Source organism: Pseudomonas sp. MYb541 (genome assembly GCF_037479595.1).
Classification (GTDB): Bacteria; Pseudomonadota; Gammaproteobacteria; order Pseudomonadales; family Pseudomonadaceae; genus Aquipseudomonas; species Aquipseudomonas canadensis.
The window spans coordinates 55,664-72,235 of record NZ_JBBGYS010000014.1; the positions used below are offsets into that span (position 1 = coordinate 55,664).

Here is a 16,572-nt window from a genome sequence, read left to right on the forward strand (position 1 = left end):
GCCTCTGTGAAAAGGGTTTTTGCCGAGAATTGTCGCCAAATATAGGCAGTTATATAGTGAAATGCACTGGCAATTGTTTTTTAAACTGCGCTCATCATTGCTCGAATAACACACGTCAGCGGCCATGCCCGCGATGAGGATATAAAAATGCGCGTTCTGGTCTTGGGTAGCGGCGTCATTGGTGTGACCAGTGCCTACTATTTGGCGCGGGCCGGCTTTGAAGTGGTGGTCGTCGACCGTCAGCCCGCCGCTGCCATGGAAACCAGTTTCGCCAACGCCGGCCAGGTGTCCCCAGGCTACGCGTCCCCATGGGCTGCGCCGGGCGTGCCGCTCAAGGCCATCAAATGGCTGTTGCAACGCCACGCCCCGCTGGCGATCAAGGCCACCGCCGATATCGACCAATACCTGTGGATGGCGCAGATGCTGCGCAACTGCACCGCCAACCGTTATGCCGTGAACAAGGAGCGCATGGTGCGTCTGTCCGAGTACAGCCGCGACTGCCTCGACGAACTGCGCGCAGAAACCGGCATTGCCTACGAAGGCCGCAGCCTCGGGACGACCCAACTGTTCCGCACCCAGGCGCAGCTGGATGGTGCGGCCAAGGACATCGCTGTGCTGAAGGAGTCCGGCGTGCCGTTCGAAGTCCTCGACCGCGCGGGCATTGCCCGCGTCGAGCCGGCCCTGGCCAGCGTCACCGATATCCTCGCGGGCGCCTTGCGCCTTCCGAACGACCAGACCGGCGACTGCCAGATGTTCACCACCCGCCTGGTCGACATGTGCAAGCAGCTGGGCGTTGAATTCCGTTTTGAACAGGACATCCAGCGCCTCGACTATGCCGGTGACCGCATCAACGGCGTGTGGATCGATGGCAAGCTGGAAACCGCCGACCGCTACGTGCTGGCCCTCGGCAGTTACTCGCCGAAATTGCTCAAGCCGCTGGGGATCAAGGCGCCGGTGTACCCACTCAAGGGTTACTCGCTGACCGTGCCGATCACCAACCCGGCGATGGCGCCGACTTCGACCATTCTCGACGAGACCTACAAGGTCGCGATCACCCGTTTCGACAACCGCATCCGCGTCGGTGGCATGGCTGAAATAGCCGGTTTTGACCTGTCGTTGAATCCACGTCGGCGCGAAACCCTGGAGATGATCGTCAACGACCTTTATCCTCAGGGCGGCGATTTGACCGAAGCCAGTTTCTGGACCGGTCTGCGTCCGACCACGCCCGACGGCACGCCGATTGTCGGTGCCACCCCGTTCAAGAACCTGTTCCTGAATACCGGCCACGGCACCCTCGGCTGGACCATGGCCTGTGGTTCCGGTCGCTTGCTGGCCGACCTGATGGCGAAGAAAACCCCGCAGATCAGTGCCGAAGGCCTCGATATTTCCCGTTATGGCAACCACCAGGAGTCCGCACAACATGTCAATCCAGCGCCAGCTCACCAATGAGCGCATGAGCCAGATCGTTGTCCACAGCGGTACCGTGTATCTGGCCGGGCAAGTCGGCGACGACATGAACGCCGGGATTGAGCAGCAGACCCGTGAAACCCTGGCCAATATCGAGCGTTTGCTCGACCTGGCTGGCACTGACAAGAGCAAGCTGCTGTCGGTGACGATCTACCTGAAAGACATCGACGCGGATTTCGCCGGCATGAATGCGGTGTGGGACAAGTGGCTGCCCAAGGGTGTTGCGCCCGCCCGCGCCACCGTTGAAGCCAAGCTGTGCGAACCGGAAATCCTGGTAGAGCTGTCCGTCGTGGCGGCCTTGCCTTAAACCCAGATCCCTCTCCCGGTGCCGACGTTGTCGGTCGGTGCCGGTTTTTCTTCACTTTGCCGCCTAGAAGCCTGCCGCCATGCGTCCTGCCCGTGCCCTGATCGACCTCCAAGCCCTGCGCCACAACTATCAATTGGCCCGTGAAGTCACGGCGGCCAAAGCCCTTGCCGTGGTCAAGGCCGATGCCTACGGGCACGGTGCCGTGCGCGTGGCCCAGGCGCTGGAAGGCGAAGCGGATGGGTTTGCGGTGGCGTGTATCGAGGAAGCCCTGGAGCTGCGTGCCGCCGGGATTCGTGCGCCGGTGCTGTTGCTGGAAGGTTTTTTCGAGGCCGACGAACTGCCACTGATCATCGAGCATGACTTCTGGTGCGTGGTGCATTCGCTGTGGCAGTTGGATGCGATCGAACAGGCCAAGCTGAGCAAACCGCTGACTATCTGGCTCAAACTCGATTCCGGCATGCACCGTGTTGGCCTGCATCCGAAGGATTATCAGGAGGCTTACCAACGCCTGCTGGCCAGTGGCAAAGTCGCCAAGATCGTTTTGATGAGCCACTTCGCGCGCGCCGATGAACTCGACTGTGTGCGCAGCGATGAACAGGTAGCGGTGTTCGAGGCGGCGCGACAGGGCTTGTCGGCTGAGGTCAGCCTGCGCAATTCGCCATCGGTGATGGGCTGGCCGAATGTGTCCAGCGACTGGGTGCGCCCCGGCATCATGCTTTACGGCGCCACGCCGTTTGGCGAAGACCAGGCCGTGGCCGCGCGTTTGCAGCCGGTGATGACCTTGGAGTCCAAGGTGATCTGCGTGCGTGAACTGCCGGCTGGTGAGCCGGTGGGTTACGGCGCCAAATTCATCACGCCCAAGCCGATGCGCGTCGGCGTGGTTGCCATGGGTTATGCCGATGGCTACCCGCGTCACGCGCCGACCGGTACGCCGGTATTGGTGGCGGGGCAGCGCAGCCATTTGCTGGGCCGCGTGTCCATGGACATGCTGTGCATCGACTTGACGGACGTGCCTCAGGCGGGGCTCGGTTCCACGGTGGAGCTGTGGGGTAAAAACATCCTCGCCAGTGACGTCGCGGTCGCCGCCGAGACCATTCCTTACCAGCTGTTTTGCAACCTGCGCCGAGTGCCAAGGCTCTATTCCGGGGCTTGATCGTCCGGTACGAACACAACCGCCCGGGATTTAGGCCCAAGTGTTGTAAATACTGAACGCTGTCGCCATGATAACGCTCAATTACAACAAAGCCTGAATCCTAGGAGGCTCCTGCATTGGACGTCGGCGAACGACTGCAATCCATCCGTAAACTGAAGGGTCTTTCCCAGCGCGAGCTCGCCAAGCGTGCGGGTGTCACCAACAGCACCATTTCGATGATCGAAAAAAACAGCGTCAGCCCCTCGATCAGCTCCTTGCGCAAGGTGCTGGGCGGCATCCCCATGTCCATGGTCGAGTTCTTTTCCGAGGAGATCCTCCAGGAAATACCGACTCAGATCGTCTATAAAGCCAATGAGCTGATCGACATCTCTGACGGCGCCGTCACCATGAAACTGGTAGGCCGGGCTCACCCCAGCCGGGCGATTGCGTTTCTCAACGAAATCTACCCACCGGGCGCCGACACGGGCGAAGAAATGCTCACTCACGAAGGCGAAGAAACCGGGATTCTGGTGGAAGGTCGCCTGGAGTTAGTGGTCGGTCTTGAAACTTTTGTGCTTGAAGCGGGCGATAGCTACTACTTTGAAAGTACCAAGCCCCATCGTTTTCGCAATCCGTTCGACGTGCCGGCGCGACTAATCAGCGCAGCCACACCCGCGAACTTTTAAGAAAAGAGGCGTCCTGCCAGCGTTGCAGAGACTCCCGTAGTTGTATCCGTGAAGCCGAATCTCCCTTTATTTAATAGGGTTGTTTCGGCCGGGCGGGCTAACCGTTATACTTTCGCCGCCTGCGAAACCGTGGCCGCAGGCGTGAATAGCCACCATTGAGGGTGAACGCGTGAACCTAATTATGAAAATGCTGGCTGCACCAGCAACCGTACTGGCCCTATGGGCTGTCAGCGCTCAAGCTGCGACCAATGATGACATTGCCAAGCGCCTGGAGCCTGTCGGCCAGGTGTGTGTCCAGGGCCAGGAGTGCAAGGGCATGGAAGTGGCGGTCGCCGCAGGCGGCGGCGCTGCGAAGACGCCGGATGAGATCATCGCCAAGCATTGCAACGCTTGCCACGGCACCGGCCTGTTAGGTGCGCCAAAAATCGGCGACACCGCTGCCTGGAAAGAACGCGCCGACCATCAAGGCGGCCTGGATGGCATCCTGGCCAAGGCGATTACGGGCATCAATGCCATGCCACCCAAAGGCACCTGCTCCGACTGCTCAGATGACGACCTCAAAGGTGCGATCGAGAAGATGTCCGGCTTGAAATAAACCGATCTTCGCCAAAAAGCCGCTTTCGAGCGGCTTTTTTGTACCCGTGATTTGTGTTTCAGCGCTGTTCTTTGCAGCAAAGACCCGGCAAGCTCGGTCCAACCCCTAATCATGGAATGTTCAGGAGGGTCGGATGGTGCAGTTGTGTTCAATCGAGCAAGCAGTTGACGATGTACTGAAACGGTTGCCGGCGCATATCCATATGGGCATGCCGTTGGGCTTGGGCAAGCCGAACCTGTTTGCCAACGCGCTGTACCGGCGCGTCGCCAAGTTGCCGGAGCGGGCACTGACAATCTACACCGCGCTGAGCCTGGGCCGGCCGACGATGGGCGATGGTTTGCAGAAGCGCTTTCTCGAACCCTTTATCGAGCGGGTGTTTGGCGATTATCCCGAGCTGGATTTCCTGGCCGATCTGCACAAAGACAGCCTTCCGAAAAATATCCATGTGCAGCAGTTCTTCATGCAGCCGGGCAGCTTGCTGCACAGCGAGTCGGCGCAGCAGGATTACGTGAGCAGCAACTACAGCCACGCTGCCCGCGACATCAACGCAGCGGGCCTGAACCTGGTCGCGCAGCTAGTCGCCAGCAGCAGCGAACACCCGGATCGCCTGAGCCTGAGCTGCAACCCGGATATCACCCTTGACCTGTTGCCGATGATCGCCAAGCGCCGTGATGCCGGTGAAACCGTGCTGATCGTCGGCCAGGTCCACAGCGATTTACCCTATATGCCTGGGGACTCCGAGCTGGGCATGGATGCTTTCGATTACCTGATCGATGAAAAAGACAGCACCACATTGTTCTCCACGCCGAACATGCCCGTCGGCTTCCAGGACCATTTTATCGGCCTGCATGCCAGCACCCTGGTGCGTGATGGCGGCACCTTGCAGATTGGCATTGGCTCCATGGGCGATGCGCTGACCGCCGCGCTGCTCGCGCGCCAGGCGGATAACGAAGCCTATCGGTTGTTGCTGACTGACTTGGACGTCTACCAGTGGGCGCCGCTGATCAGTCACGAAGGCGGCGTCGACCCGTTCGCCCGTGGCCTTTACGGTTGCAGCGAAATGTTCGTCAACGGCCTGCTGGTGCTGGCGGACGCAGGGATTATCCGCCGCAAGGTCTACCCCGACGTGGCGACACAGGAACAGGCCAATGCCGGCTTACTGAATGACGCCGCACAGCCGGATGGCATTTCGATCCACGGTGGTTTTTTCCTCGGCCCGAGAAGTTTCTATCAGCGCCTGCAGGAAATGACTCATGCCAAACGCCTCGAATTCAACATGACCCGCATCAGCTACATCAACGAACTGTACGGCCAGGAAGAACTCAAGCGCCTGCAGCGCGTGGATGCGCGCTTTATCAACAGCGCGATCATGGTGACGTTGCTCGGCTCAGGCGTGGCCGATCAGTTAGAGGATGGCCGTGTACTCAGCGGCGTGGGCGGGCAGTACAACTTCGTTGCCCAAGGCCATGCGCTGGAAGGTGCGCGTTCGATCCTGATCCTGCGCAGCTGGCGGGAGTCGGCGGGGGAGGTCAGCTCCAATATCGTCTGGGACTATGGCCACTGCACGATTCCTCGGCATCTGCGGGACATTGTTATCACCGAGTACGGCATTGCTGACTTGCGCGGGCAGACAGATGCCAAGGTGATCGAGGCGTTGCTCAATATCACCGACTCACGCTTCCAGGATGATTTGATCGAACAGGCGCAGAAGGCCGGCAAGTTGCCCAAGGATTTCAAGCTGGACCCGCGTTTTGCCGATAACACGCCCGAGCGGCTACAGGCGATTCAAGCGCGCCATCGTCGGCTGTTTCCGGAGTATCCGCTGGGCAGCGATTTTACGGATGAAGAGCGGGATTTGTTGCGCGCGCTGAACTGGCTCAAGAGCAAATTCAAGCTGACGGAGATTTTGGAGTTGGGCAAGGCGGCGTTGGATGCGCCGGAGCCGGAGGTGTTTCCCAAGCATCTGGAGCGGATGCGATTGGATAAGCCCGATGGGCTAAAAGAAGATTTGTATCAGCGGCTGTTGCTCGCTGGCCTGCAGGCCACCGCGAATTAGCCAGCAGCGCCGGGCTTTTGTGGTGAGCGGGCTTGCCCCGCGCGAGGCAAGCTCGCTCACTACAAAAATACCGCCAGGCGTGATTATTCGATGAAGGTCACTACGCCACCGGCCAGGGATTTGACCCGTGCCAGGGATTCCACTCGGTATCCCTGCGCGTCCAACTCCGCACGACCACCCTGGAACGACTTCTCGATCACAATCCCCAAACCGGCGACGGTCGCGCCGGCCTGCTTGATGATCGAGATCAGCGCCTGGGACGCCTTGCCATTGGCCAAGAAATCATCGATCACCAGCACGCGGTCGCTGCTGGTCAGGTGGCGAGGGGAAATCGCCACGGTGCTTTCGACCTTCTTGGTGAAGGAATACACCGTCGCCGACAGCAGGTTTTCCGTGAGGGTCAGGGATTGCTGCTTGCGTGCGAAAATCACCGGTACGCCCAGGTTCAGGCCCGTCATGATCGCCGGGGCGATGCCGGAGGCTTCGATGGTGACGATCTTGGTGATGCCCGAATCCTTGAACAGTGCGGCGAATTCGTCGCCGATCAGTTTCATCAGTGCCGGGTCGATCTGGTGGTTCAGAAAGGCGTCGACCTTGAGTACCTGATCGGAAAGCACGATGCCTTCTTCGCGAATTTTCTTGTGCAGTGCTTCCACGGAAAGCTTCCTCTAATGGCGCGGTGCGCGCCGAAAGTAGATTAAAAAGTAGTCGATTCTAGCGCTTTAACATCGCGCGTATATCCGCCAAGGCGGTGTTGCCGCGAACGGCCTTCACCTCAGTCGGGGTGTCGTCATTGCCTTCCCAGGCCAGGTCGTCCGGCGGCAGTTCGTCCAGGAACCGGCTGGGGGCACAATCGATGATTTCGCCGTATTGCTTGCGCTTGGCGGCAAAGGTGAAGGCCAGCGTCTGACGCGCGCGGGTAATGCCCACGTAGGCCAGGCGGCGTTCTTCTTCGATGGTGTCGGCTTCGATGCTGGAACGGTGCGGGAGGATTTCCTCTTCCATGCCCATGATGAACACGTAGGGGAATTCCAGACCCTTGGACGCATGCAAGGTCATCATCTGCACGCCTTCGGCGCCGTCTTCCTCTTCCTGCTGGCGCTCGAGCATGTCGCGCAGCACCAGCTTGCCGATGGCGTCCTCGACGGTCATTTCGCCGTCTTCGTCTTTTTCCAGGGTGTTCTTCAGTGCTTCGATCAGGAACCAGACGTTGCTCATGCGGTAATCCGCGGCCTTGTCGCTGGAGCTGTTGGTGCGCAGCCAGTTTTCGTAGTCGATGTCCATGACCATGCTGCGCAGGGCGCTGATCGGGTCTTCGCCGGCGCACTGCTCGCGCACCTTGTCCATGAAGCGCTTGAAGCGCGACAGGCGATCGGTGAAGCGCGTGTCCAGGTGTTCGCCCAGGCCGATTTCGTCGGTGGCGGCGTACATCGAGATCTTGCGTTCGGTGGCGTAGTTACCGAGTTTTTCCAGGGTGGTGGAACCTATCTCACGGCGCGGCACGTTGATCACGCGCAGGAAGGCGTTGTCGTCGTCCGGGTTTACGATCAGGCGGAAGTAGGCCATCAGGTCTTTCACTTCCTGGCGTCCGAAAAAGCTGTTGCCGCCCGACAGGCGATACGGCACCTGGTGATGCTGTAATTTCAGCTCGATCAGCTTGGCCTGGTAGTTGCCGCGGTACAGGATCGCGAAATCGCTGTAGGGCCGGTCGGTGCGCAAGTGCAGGCTGAGGATTTCCACGGCCACGCGCTCGGCTTCGGCGTCTTCGTTGCGGCAGCGGATCACGCGGATCTCGTCGCCGTGGCCCATCTCACTCCACAGTTGTTTTTCAAACTCGTGGGGGTTGTTCGAAATCAACACGTTGGCGCAGCGCAGGATGCGGCTGGTGGAGCGGTAGTTCTGCTCCAGCATCACCACTTTCAGGGACGGGTAATCGTCCTTGAGCAGCATCAGGTTTTCCGGGCGGGCGCCGCGCCAGGCGTAGATCGACTGGTCATCGTCGCCGACCACGGTGAATTGGTTGCGCTTGCCGATCAGCATTTTCACCAGCAGGTATTGGCTGGCGTTGGTGTCCTGATATTCGTCCACCAACAGGTAGCGCACCTTGTTCTGCCATTTTTCGAGGATGTCGGCGTGTTCTTCGAACAGCTTCACCGGCAGCAGGATCAGGTCGTCGAAGTCCACCGCGTTGAACGCCTTGAGCGTGCGCTGGTAGTGGGTGTAGACGATGGCGGCGGTCTGTTCCTTGGGGTTGCGTGCGTTTTCCAGCGCCTGGGCGGGTAGGATCAGGTCGTTTTTCCAGGCGCCGATCATGTTCTTGATCTCGTCCACGCCGTCGTCGCCTGCGTACTCTTTTTGCATGATGTCGGTCATCAGCGACTTCACGTCGGTCTCGTCAAAGATCGAGAAGCCCGGCTTGTAGCCCAACCGCACATGCTCCTTGCGGATGATGTTCAGCCCCAGGTTGTGGAAGGTGCACACAGTGAGGCCACGGCCTTCGCCACCCTTGAGCAGGGTGCCGACGCGCTCTTTCATTTCCCGCGCCGCCTTGTTGGTAAAGGTCATGGCGACGATGTACTGGGCGCGGATGCCGCACTGCTGGATCAAGTGCGCGATCTTGCGGGTGATCACGCTGGTCTTGCCGGAGCCTGCACCGGCGAGCACCAATAGAGGGCCGCCGACGTAGTTCACGGCTTCTTGCTGCCGGGGATTGAGTCGGGACATACGGAATTTCAGGAGTCGTTGTTCAAAAGGGCGGGCATTTTAACAGGCTCGCAGGATTCTGCTCTGTCAGAACGACAGTGTGACGTACCGCTCGATCTAAATTTGCCGGTTTTGATACTTTGCCGCAGGATGTCGGGGTTGTTTGCGACTAATGTTTACAGTTCGCGTGTTTGATAACCCCTATCATTGGTGATTATCCGGCCGCGCGTCATAATGCCCGCCGCCACGAAATTTTGCAGAGTCTAGGGAGCTAGCTTGTCTACGCCTGTCGAACCCTTGCGTTTGCTGCTGCTGGCCGATGAGCCGGCGTGGGCAGCGTTGTTGCGCGAGTGCCTGGCGCCGATGGGCGATGGGGCTGTGCTGATCAGCGCACCAAGTTGGGAGTCCGTGAGCCGTCTGTTCGATGACGACCACAGCGCCGTGCTGTTGACCACGCCCAGCCTCCAACCCGGCCCTGGTCGCTGCAGCCTGCCGTGCGTATTGCTGCTGGAGCAGGAACCGTTGGTTTCGCCGCTTGGCGTCAGTGATTGGCTGGTACGGGATGTATTGGATGCCGATACAGTGCGCCGCTGCCTGCGCCACGTCCGCGAGCGCGGTGTGCTGGAAAACACCCTGCAACGCCTGGCCGAACAGGACCCGCTGACCGGCATCGCCAACCGCCAGGGTTTCCAGACCTTGCTCGCCGCGCGGCTGGCCGAGAACGAAGGCCGTGGCCTGGCCCTTGGTCATCTGGACCTCGACAATTTTCGCCACGCCAACGACGCCCTCGGCCACCAGGCCGGCGACCGGTTGATCCTGCAAGTGGTTTCGCGGCTCAAAAGCCAGCTTGAGGTCGGGGACCAACTGGCGCGCCTGGGTAGCGACGAATTCGCCCTATTGATCGACACCCGCCGCGCGCCCCAGCGTGCCGAGTGGATGGCCGAGCGCATCACCGAAGTCATGGCCGAACCTTATTGGGTGGATGGCGAGAGCCTGCTGATCGGCTGCAGCCTGGGCGTGGCCCATGCCCGCGCCCGCGCCGGTGCCGACCCGCTGATGTGGCACGCGCATATCGCCATGCAACAGGCCAAGAGCACCCAGGGCTGCACCTTTCATATTTTCAACGAACGCATCAACCGCAACGCGCGCAGCCTGGCCGACCTGGAAAGTGAATTGCGCCGCGCCTTGCGGCGTGACGAACTGGAGCTGCATTACCAACCGCGCCTGGATCTGGACGACGGGCACATCGTCGGCCTTGAAGCCCTGGTGCGCTGGCGGCATGGCGAGCGCGGCCTGTTGCCGCCGAGTGAGTTCGTGCCCCTGGCCGAGCAAAGCGGCCTGATCGTGCCGTTGGGCTACTGGGTCATCTCCCGCGCCCTGCGCGATATGCAGGACCTGCGCGAACGTGGCCTGCCGCCGCTGCACATGGCGGTCAACCTGTCGTTCCGCCAGTTCCAGGACAGCCAGTTGCTCTCCACCCTCAGTCGGCTGATTGCCGAGCGGGGCGTGGAGGCGCAGTGGCTGGAGTTTGAACTCACCGAAACCGCCGTGATGCGCCGCAGCGACCTGGTCAAGCAGACCATGGACGCCCTCGGCCGCCTCGGCGTGCGGTTTTCCCTGGATGACTTTGGCACCGGCTTCTCATCGTTCGTGCACCTCAACAGCCTGCCGATTGCTCTGTTGAAGATCGACAAGAGCTTTGTCGGTGGCATGGAAGAGCGTGAAGAGAACCGCAAGTTGGTGCACGCGATGATCAATCTGGCGCACAACCTCAATCTGGAAGTGGTCGCCGAAGGCGTGGAAACGCCGGAGCAGTTGGCGTTGTTGAGGTTGTTTGGCTGCGACCAGGCCCAGGGTTACCTCATCAGCAAGCCGCTGCCGTTGCCGGAGTTGGTGGAGTACCTGACGTTCGGGAAAAGCCAGCAGGCCTTGCTGGGGTGAACGGGTTGCGAACCCAGTCAACTGTAGGAGCTGGCAAGCCGGCTCCTACAGGTTAATGCGCGGTGTGGAGTGCCTGGTGAGGTTCCGGCTCCTGACGAATCATCCGCTTCATTTTCGCTTCAAACGCCCAGGTCAGGCTGACTGCCGCGCACGCCAGGCCCAGGGCCAAGCCCCACCATACGCCGGTCGGCCCCCAGCCCAGGGTGAAGGCCATCAGCCAGGCCGACGGTGCCCCAATCAGCCAATAGCAGCCCGCCCCGATCAGGAAGGTGGTCTTGGCGTCCTTGAGTCCGCGAATGCAGCCCATGGCGATGGTTTGCACGCCGTCGAACAACTCGAACCACGCCGCCACGGCCAGCAGGCTGACGGCCAGGACGATCACGTCGTGGAACGCCGGGTCGTTATGGTCGATGAGCAGTCCGATCAATGGGTCGGAATAAAGCCACAGCATGGCGGCAAATCCCAACATCACCGCTGCGCCAAATCCTATGCCGACACGCCCGGCCAGGCGTGCCTGCAGCAACTGCCCGGCGCCGTAATGCTGGCCGATGCGCATGGTCACCGCGTAAGACATCCCCGCCGGCACCATAAACGCCACCGACACAATCTGCAGCGCGATCTGGTGCGCCGCCAACTGCGTGCTACCCATGGTGCCCATGCACAGCGCCGCAAAGGCAAACAACCCGACCTCCACCGCATAGGTGCCACCAATCGGCAGGCCCAGGCGCCACAACTCGCGCAAGTACTGGGTATTGAGGCGCATCAGGCCGGGGGCCAGTGGGTAGGCGGCATAGGCGCGGTTGCTGCGGATGTACCACATCAGCGCCAGTGCCATGCCGTTCGCGACGATGGCGGTGACCAAGCCGATGCCCATCAGGCCGAGCTTGGGCAGGCCGAACATGCCCTCGATCAGTGCGTGGTTGAGCAGATAATTCAGTACTGTGCCGCCGAGGCTGATGACCATCACCGGAGTGGCTTTGCCGATGGCGCTGGTAAAGCCGCGCAAGGCCATGAAGCTCAAGTAACCGGGCAGCGCGAACGGCAGGATCGTCAGGAATTGCCCGGCCGACTGCACGTTGGTTTCCGTCTGGCCGAACATCAGCAGCAGCGGCTTGAGGTTCCACAGCAGCAAGCCAGCCGCCAAGGCCATCAGCCAGGCGAGCCACAGTCCGGCCTGGGTAAGGCGGGTAGCCCCTTCGATATCACCGGCGCCGTGACGGATGGCGACAAGCGTGCCCACGGCGGCAATCACGCCGATGCAGAAAATTGACACGAACGAATAGCTCGCTGCGCCCAGGCCACCACCGGCCAGGGCTTCGGGGCTCAGGCGCGCCATCATCAGGGTGTCGGTCAGCACCATCAGCATGTGCGCCAACTGCGAGGCAATCAACGGCCCTGACAACCGCAGAATGGCCCAGAGTTCGGTACGTGCCGGATGTTGCATGATCATCACACTCGAGAAATCGGAGGATTGGGGAAGGGTTGATTCTCGGCGCTCTCAGCACATTGCACAAAGGGATAAATGCGATCGTTCACATGATTAAAACTCATACCTGTTCGATTCTGGTAGGGTTTGCGCATTGCGCTGTCGGAGCCTTCCCTATGTCCCGTCGTCTTCCTCCTCTTTACGCTTTGCGGGCTTTTGAGGCCGCTTCCCGGCACAACTCCTTCACCCGCGCGGCGGAGGAGTTGTCGATCACGCAAAGTGCGGTGAGCCGACATATCCGCACGTTGGAAGAGCACTTCGCCTGCCGCCTGTTCCAGCGCAGTGGCCGCACCTTGCAGCTCACCGAAGCGGCGCGCCTGCTATTGCCCGGCGTGCGCGAAGGTTTCGCCGCGCTGGAGCGGGCCTGCCATACCTTGAATGCCGAAGACGACATCCTGCGCATGAAGGCGCCGTCCACCCTGACCATGCGTTGGCTGTTGGCGCGGCTCAGCCGTTTCCGGGCGTTGCAGCCAGGCAACGAAGTGCAACTGACCAGCGCCTGGATGAGTGTGGACGAGGTGGATTTCAACCAGGAGCCGTTCGACTGTGCGGTGCTGCTGAGCTACGGGCATTTTCCGGCGGATTGGGAGGCCAGTTATCTTTTCCCGGAATTGCTGATCCCCGTAGGTGCGCCAAATCTGCTGGAGGATGGGCCCTGGGATGCGGCGCGCCTGGCCACCGCCGAACTGCTGCACCCCACGCCTGACCGTCGCGATTGGCGCAACTGGCTGGAGCGCATGGGCTTGTCATCCCAGGTGTCGCTCAAGGGCGGACAGGTGTTCGACACCCTCGAACTGGGCATGATCGCCGCCGCGCGAGGTTACGGCGTCTCCATGGGCGACTTGCTGATGGTGGCCGAAGATGTGGCGCAGGGGCGGCTGAGCCTGCCCTGGCCGACGGCGGTCGCCAGTGGCGAAAATTATTACCTGGTGTGGCCGAAAACCCGCCCAGGCGGCGAGCGATTGAGGCGTTTGGCGGAGTTTCTGCAGGCCGAGGTCAAGGCGATGGAACTGCCGCCAGTCGAACGCCTCGATTGAGTGCTCGCAGACCGTTCGTGCAATCGTTTGCGCGATACCCCTGTGATTCGCTCAAGTATTGTCTCGGCCCGCCGAAGTAGGTGTGTTGGAACCATCGTGCACCAACGCTTCCCACTAGATAATTTGCCGAGCAGCGCTATGAGATCAGGATGATCCTGGCCTCGGCCAGGAGCTGTCATGTCTCAACCTCGTGCTCGGATTGCCTCCCAGTTAGGCCTCGCGTTAGCCGTGATTCTGGCTGTCGTCATCAGCGGCAGTACGGTGTTTGCCTTGCGTTCTCTCGACTCCGCCAACCTCGCGACTCGTGAGGAGCACCTGGCCAGTGAGGCGCGCTTGCTCGCCGACCAACTCAATACCTTCCACAGCACCTTGCGCGAAAGTACCCAGCGTTTGAGCGGGCTGTTTGAAAAGCGCTTCGGCGCGGGCTTGAGTGTGCATGCAGACCAGCCGGTGACTGTGGCTGGGGTACAGACCCCTAGCCTGTACCTGGGCAGTGAAGTGCTGAACAACAACTTCGATGAAGTGGATGAGTTCAAACAGATGTCCGGTGGCGTGGCCACGGTGTTTGTGCGCAGCGGCGAAGACTTCATCCGCATCAGCACCTCCTTGACCAAGCAGGACGGCAACCGTGCCATCGGTACGGTGCTGGATCGTCAGGGGCCAGCCTATCAGCGCGTGCTCAGCGGCCAGACCTACATCGGCCGTGCGGTGTTGTTCGACCGCTCCTACATGACCCAGTACAGCCCGGTGCGTGACAGCAGCGGCCAGGTCATCGCCGTGTTGTTCATCGGGTTTGACTACACCGATGCGCAGAATGCCCAGTTCGAGAATCTCAAGCGCTTCCGTATTGGCCAGACCGGCTCCCTGGCGTTGCTGGACGAGCAGAAGCGCTGGCTGGTGCCGCCGGCTGGTGTGCAGGCGCTGGACCAGGCGATCCCAGTGATGCTGGACCTGGCCAAGGCGCCGGGTTCGGGCCGCTTCTGGGCGGACAAGAACGAAGATTTCTACAGCGTCTCGGTGCCCTTCGAAGGCGGGCCATGGGCAGTCGTCGCGAGCATGCCCAAGGCTGAGATTCGCTCGGTGACGTGGGACGTCGGCATCCGCCTGGTGATCGGTAGCGTCCTGGCCATGTTGCTGGCGGTCGGCGCAACGGTTTGGCTGCTGCGTAGCAAATTAGCGCCGTTGGGCGACCTGGTGCGCCAGGCCGAAGCCTTGGGTGCGGGTGACTTGAGCGCACGCCTGAATGTGTCCAGCCATGACGAAATCGGCCAACTGGCGCGCAGCTTCAACCAGATGGGTGAAGCGCTGTCGACCATGGTCTCGCATATTCGCAAGGCGGCCGAAGAGGTCAACAGCCGCGCCCAGGCGTTATCCGGGTTGTCCGGTGGCGCGTATGAAGGCATGGAGCAGCAGTCCGGCGAGATCACCAGCATGGCCGGCGCGGTAGAAGAGTTCAGCGCCACCTCGCTGAACATCGCCGACAATATGGGCAGCACCGAACGGTTGGCCCAGGAAAACGCCCAGCAAACCCGTATCGGGCGCAACTCGATGCAAGAGGCTTCGTCGTCCCTGGAACACATCGCCACCGCCCTGAACAGCACCGCCACGGTGATCAACACTCTCGGCCAGCGCTCCCAGGAAATCGGCGGGATCGTCGGTGTGATCACCTCGATTGCTGAACAAACCAACCTGCTGGCACTCAACGCCGCCATCGAAGCCGCACGCGCGGGTGAGCAAGGCCGAGGCTTTGCCGTGGTCGCCGATGAAGTACGCAACCTGGCGTCGCGTACCCGAGAGGCCACCGACGAGATCTCCGGGATGATCCAGAGCATCCAGCAGGAAACCGGCAACGCCATCAGCACCATGGAGCGCGGCAATGTGTTGATGCAGGAAGGCCTTTCGCGTAACGCCGACGTGGCGTCGGCCCTGGCGCGCATCGACGAGCAAAGCCGCTCGGCCGGTCAGCAATTCGCGGCGATCACCACTGCCACCCAAGAACAGAGCAGCACCGCAACCTTGCTCAGCAGCAACCTGCAGAGCATCGCGCTGGCCAACAGCGAGCAGCGCGAAGTGGTGTCGAACCTGGCGATCACCGCCAAGGAACTGGAGACCCTGGCGGCAGGCTTGCGACATGAGGTGGATCGGTTTCGTTGAGACCTAGCGGTCGCCCAGCCCTGGGTCCACGCGCTTGCCGATGTCCTTGAGGCGCGCCAGTTGGTCGACCATGCCTGGGGCTTCGTCCATGCTGGTGACGAAGGTCCACAGGTAAGTCATGACCGCGTACACGTGACCGGCCTTGACGGCGGGGGACAAGGCCAGTTGGCTGATGGCGACCACAAAGAGCAAGGCGGCCAGCGTGCCGAGAAACAGGTACGCAGCCGCCTCGCGGTCTGACAGCCAGATCCGCAGGCGCGACAGCACCTGGTAATGGCGTCGCAAGGTCGGTGCACCGACTTTTTCCACCAGGCCGATTTCCTTTTCCAAGCGATTGTTCAGGCGCTCATGCAGCTCTTGGTTACGTAGGGCAAAGCGCGGCAACAGCGTGATGCACAGCACCAGTGCGCCCAAGCACGCGAGGCCGACCCAGGGCTCGATCACGATCAGCATCACCGCCGCGCCAATAATCGATACCAGCGCCGTGGCGATGATCGGCACGTGCTTCTCAAAGAAGTCGACGAATTCCCGTGCGAGCACCACCCGTGCCGCTGACTTGGAGGTGCTGTGGTTCTGCAGGCGCTGGTTCAGAATCACCGGCACCGCCAGGTCGGCGTAGATCCGGGTGAAGGTTCGTGTGTCCAGCGCCCGGCGTGCCGCACCGACGACCCAGAACGCCAGGACCACGGCGGCATAGAACAGAGCGTTGCTGGCATCGCCACGGATGATTGCATCCACCGCAAACCCGGCAAACAACGGGTATGCCAGCAGCAGGGCATTTTCCAGTGCGACCAATGACAGCGTGCCGAACAGCTTGCCGGGATAGGCTTTGGCGATCGCCTTGAGGGTCTGGCCGGCGGATTGCTGGCCGATTTTCTTGCTTTCTTCGATCAGGATTTGAGGAGTGACGGATGTCATGGGTGCACCAAAGGGATGATAGACGCTATTATTGAGCGACTGCTCAAGTATCCTTGAGCGATCGCTCAAAAAGCAAGCGCCGCTTATCTG

General features: G+C 61.0%; 13 protein-coding genes. 9 read left to right on the top strand and 4 right to left on the bottom strand.

Going from position 1 to position 16,572, the window contains the following annotated elements:
- Positions 1 to 147 precede the first annotated feature (147 nt).
- From dadA to WH299_RS10955, 6 genes are all read left to right on the top strand, one after another.
- The gene (gene dadA / locus WH299_RS10930; protein WP_016975912.1) at positions 148 to 1,449 is read left to right on the top strand and encodes a D-amino acid dehydrogenase; all 1,302 of its coding nucleotides are present in this window, start codon (positions 148 to 150) and stop codon (positions 1,447 to 1,449) included.
- Positions 1,421 to 1,774, top strand: a complete 354-nt coding sequence (locus WH299_RS10935) for a RidA family protein (RefSeq protein WP_028618462.1) — start codon at positions 1,421 to 1,423, stop codon at positions 1,772 to 1,774. Before dadA ends, WH299_RS10935 begins: the two co-directional genes overlap by 29 nt.
- Positions 1,775 to 1,853: 79 nt before the next feature.
- Complete coding sequence (alr, locus tag WH299_RS10940) at positions 1,854 to 2,927, top strand: alanine racemase (RefSeq protein WP_339550262.1); 1,074 nt, start codon at positions 1,854 to 1,856, stop codon at positions 2,925 to 2,927.
- A 116-nt stretch (positions 2,928 to 3,043) separates the two neighbouring features.
- Positions 3,044 to 3,592, top strand: coding sequence for a cupin domain-containing protein (locus WH299_RS10945; RefSeq protein ID WP_003176893.1), 549 nt, complete (start codon positions 3,044 to 3,046; stop codon positions 3,590 to 3,592).
- Between the two features lie 181 nt (positions 3,593 to 3,773).
- Complete coding sequence (locus WH299_RS10950; protein WP_016975909.1) at positions 3,774 to 4,187, top strand: c-type cytochrome; 414 nt, start codon at positions 3,774 to 3,776, stop codon at positions 4,185 to 4,187.
- A 133-nt stretch (positions 4,188 to 4,320) separates the two neighbouring features.
- A complete protein-coding gene (locus WH299_RS10955; protein ID WP_339550263.1) occupies positions 4,321 to 6,243 on the top strand; it encodes an acetyl-CoA hydrolase/transferase C-terminal domain-containing protein in 1,923 nt (640 codons plus the stop codon).
- An 83-nt stretch (positions 6,244 to 6,326) separates the two neighbouring features.
- Here the strand turns inward: WH299_RS10955 and WH299_RS10960 are convergent, their stop codons facing one another.
- Both WH299_RS10960 and rep read right to left on the bottom strand, forming a co-directional pair.
- Positions 6,327 to 6,899 carry a xanthine phosphoribosyltransferase gene (locus WH299_RS10960; protein ID WP_010207474.1) on the bottom strand — a complete coding sequence of 191 codons (573 nt, stop codon included), beginning with the start codon at positions 6,897 to 6,899 and terminating at the stop codon, positions 6,327 to 6,329.
- A 58-nt stretch (positions 6,900 to 6,957) separates the two neighbouring features.
- Positions 6,958 to 8,967 (bottom strand): DNA helicase Rep, encoded by a 2,010-nt coding sequence (gene rep, locus WH299_RS10965; protein WP_028618459.1) that lies wholly within the window; start codon positions 8,965 to 8,967, stop codon positions 6,958 to 6,960.
- A 255-nt stretch (positions 8,968 to 9,222) separates the two neighbouring features.
- Here rep and WH299_RS10970 point away from each other — a divergent pair, with 255 nt between their 5' ends.
- Positions 9,223 to 10,887, top strand: coding sequence for a putative bifunctional diguanylate cyclase/phosphodiesterase (locus WH299_RS10970; protein ID WP_122729855.1), 1,665 nt, complete (start codon positions 9,223 to 9,225; stop codon positions 10,885 to 10,887).
- Between the two features lie 52 nt (positions 10,888 to 10,939).
- Here the strand turns inward: WH299_RS10970 and WH299_RS10975 are convergent, their stop codons facing one another.
- Positions 10,940 to 12,337, bottom strand: coding sequence for a NorM family multidrug efflux MATE transporter (locus WH299_RS10975; RefSeq protein ID WP_122729853.1), 1,398 nt, complete (start codon positions 12,335 to 12,337; stop codon positions 10,940 to 10,942).
- Between the two features lie 152 nt (positions 12,338 to 12,489).
- On the opposite strand from WH299_RS10975, the gene WH299_RS10980 reads away from it, so the two are divergent.
- Together WH299_RS10980 and WH299_RS10985 are read left to right on the top strand one after the other, a co-directional pair.
- Positions 12,490 to 13,410 (top strand): LysR substrate-binding domain-containing protein, encoded by a 921-nt coding sequence (locus WH299_RS10980; RefSeq protein ID WP_028618456.1) that lies wholly within the window; start codon positions 12,490 to 12,492, stop codon positions 13,408 to 13,410.
- Between the two features lie 177 nt (positions 13,411 to 13,587).
- Positions 13,588 to 15,564 (top strand): methyl-accepting chemotaxis protein, encoded by a 1,977-nt coding sequence (locus WH299_RS10985; RefSeq protein ID WP_016975904.1) that lies wholly within the window; start codon positions 13,588 to 13,590, stop codon positions 15,562 to 15,564.
- Between the two features lie 3 nt (positions 15,565 to 15,567).
- Here WH299_RS10985 and WH299_RS10990 read toward each other — a convergent pair whose 3' ends face one another.
- A complete protein-coding gene (locus WH299_RS10990; protein ID WP_185035847.1) occupies positions 15,568 to 16,482 on the bottom strand; it encodes an ABC transporter six-transmembrane domain-containing protein in 915 nt (304 codons plus the stop codon).
- Positions 16,483 to 16,572 lie beyond the last annotated feature (90 nt).

What these genes read in the sequence shown, in the direction of transcription:
- WH299_RS10935 (WP_028618462.1), top strand. Translation starts at nt 1,421, where the DNA reads ATGTCAATCCAGCGCCAGCTCACCAATGAGCGCATGAGCCAGATCGTT.
- rep (WP_028618459.1), bottom strand. Translation starts at nt 8,967, where the DNA reads ATGTCCCGACTCAATCCCCGGCAGCAAGAAGCCGTGAACTACGTCGGC.
- WH299_RS10985 (WP_016975904.1), top strand. Translation starts at nt 13,588, where the DNA reads ATGTCTCAACCTCGTGCTCGGATTGCCTCCCAGTTAGGCCTCGCGTTA.
- WH299_RS10955 (WP_339550263.1), top strand. Translation starts at nt 4,321, where the DNA reads ATGGTGCAGTTGTGTTCAATCGAGCAAGCAGTTGACGATGTACTGAAA.
- WH299_RS10975 (WP_122729853.1), bottom strand. Translation starts at nt 12,337, where the DNA reads ATGATCATGCAACATCCGGCACGTACCGAACTCTGGGCCATTCTGCGG.
- WH299_RS10950 (WP_016975909.1), top strand. Translation starts at nt 3,774, where the DNA reads ATGAAAATGCTGGCTGCACCAGCAACCGTACTGGCCCTATGGGCTGTC.
- dadA (WP_016975912.1), top strand. Translation starts at nt 148, where the DNA reads ATGCGCGTTCTGGTCTTGGGTAGCGGCGTCATTGGTGTGACCAGTGCC.
- WH299_RS10990 (WP_185035847.1), bottom strand. Translation starts at nt 16,482, where the DNA reads ATGACATCCGTCACTCCTCAAATCCTGATCGAAGAAAGCAAGAAAATC.
- WH299_RS10980 (WP_028618456.1), top strand. Translation starts at nt 12,490, where the DNA reads ATGTCCCGTCGTCTTCCTCCTCTTTACGCTTTGCGGGCTTTTGAGGCC.
- alr (WP_339550262.1), top strand. Translation starts at nt 1,854, where the DNA reads ATGCGTCCTGCCCGTGCCCTGATCGACCTCCAAGCCCTGCGCCACAAC.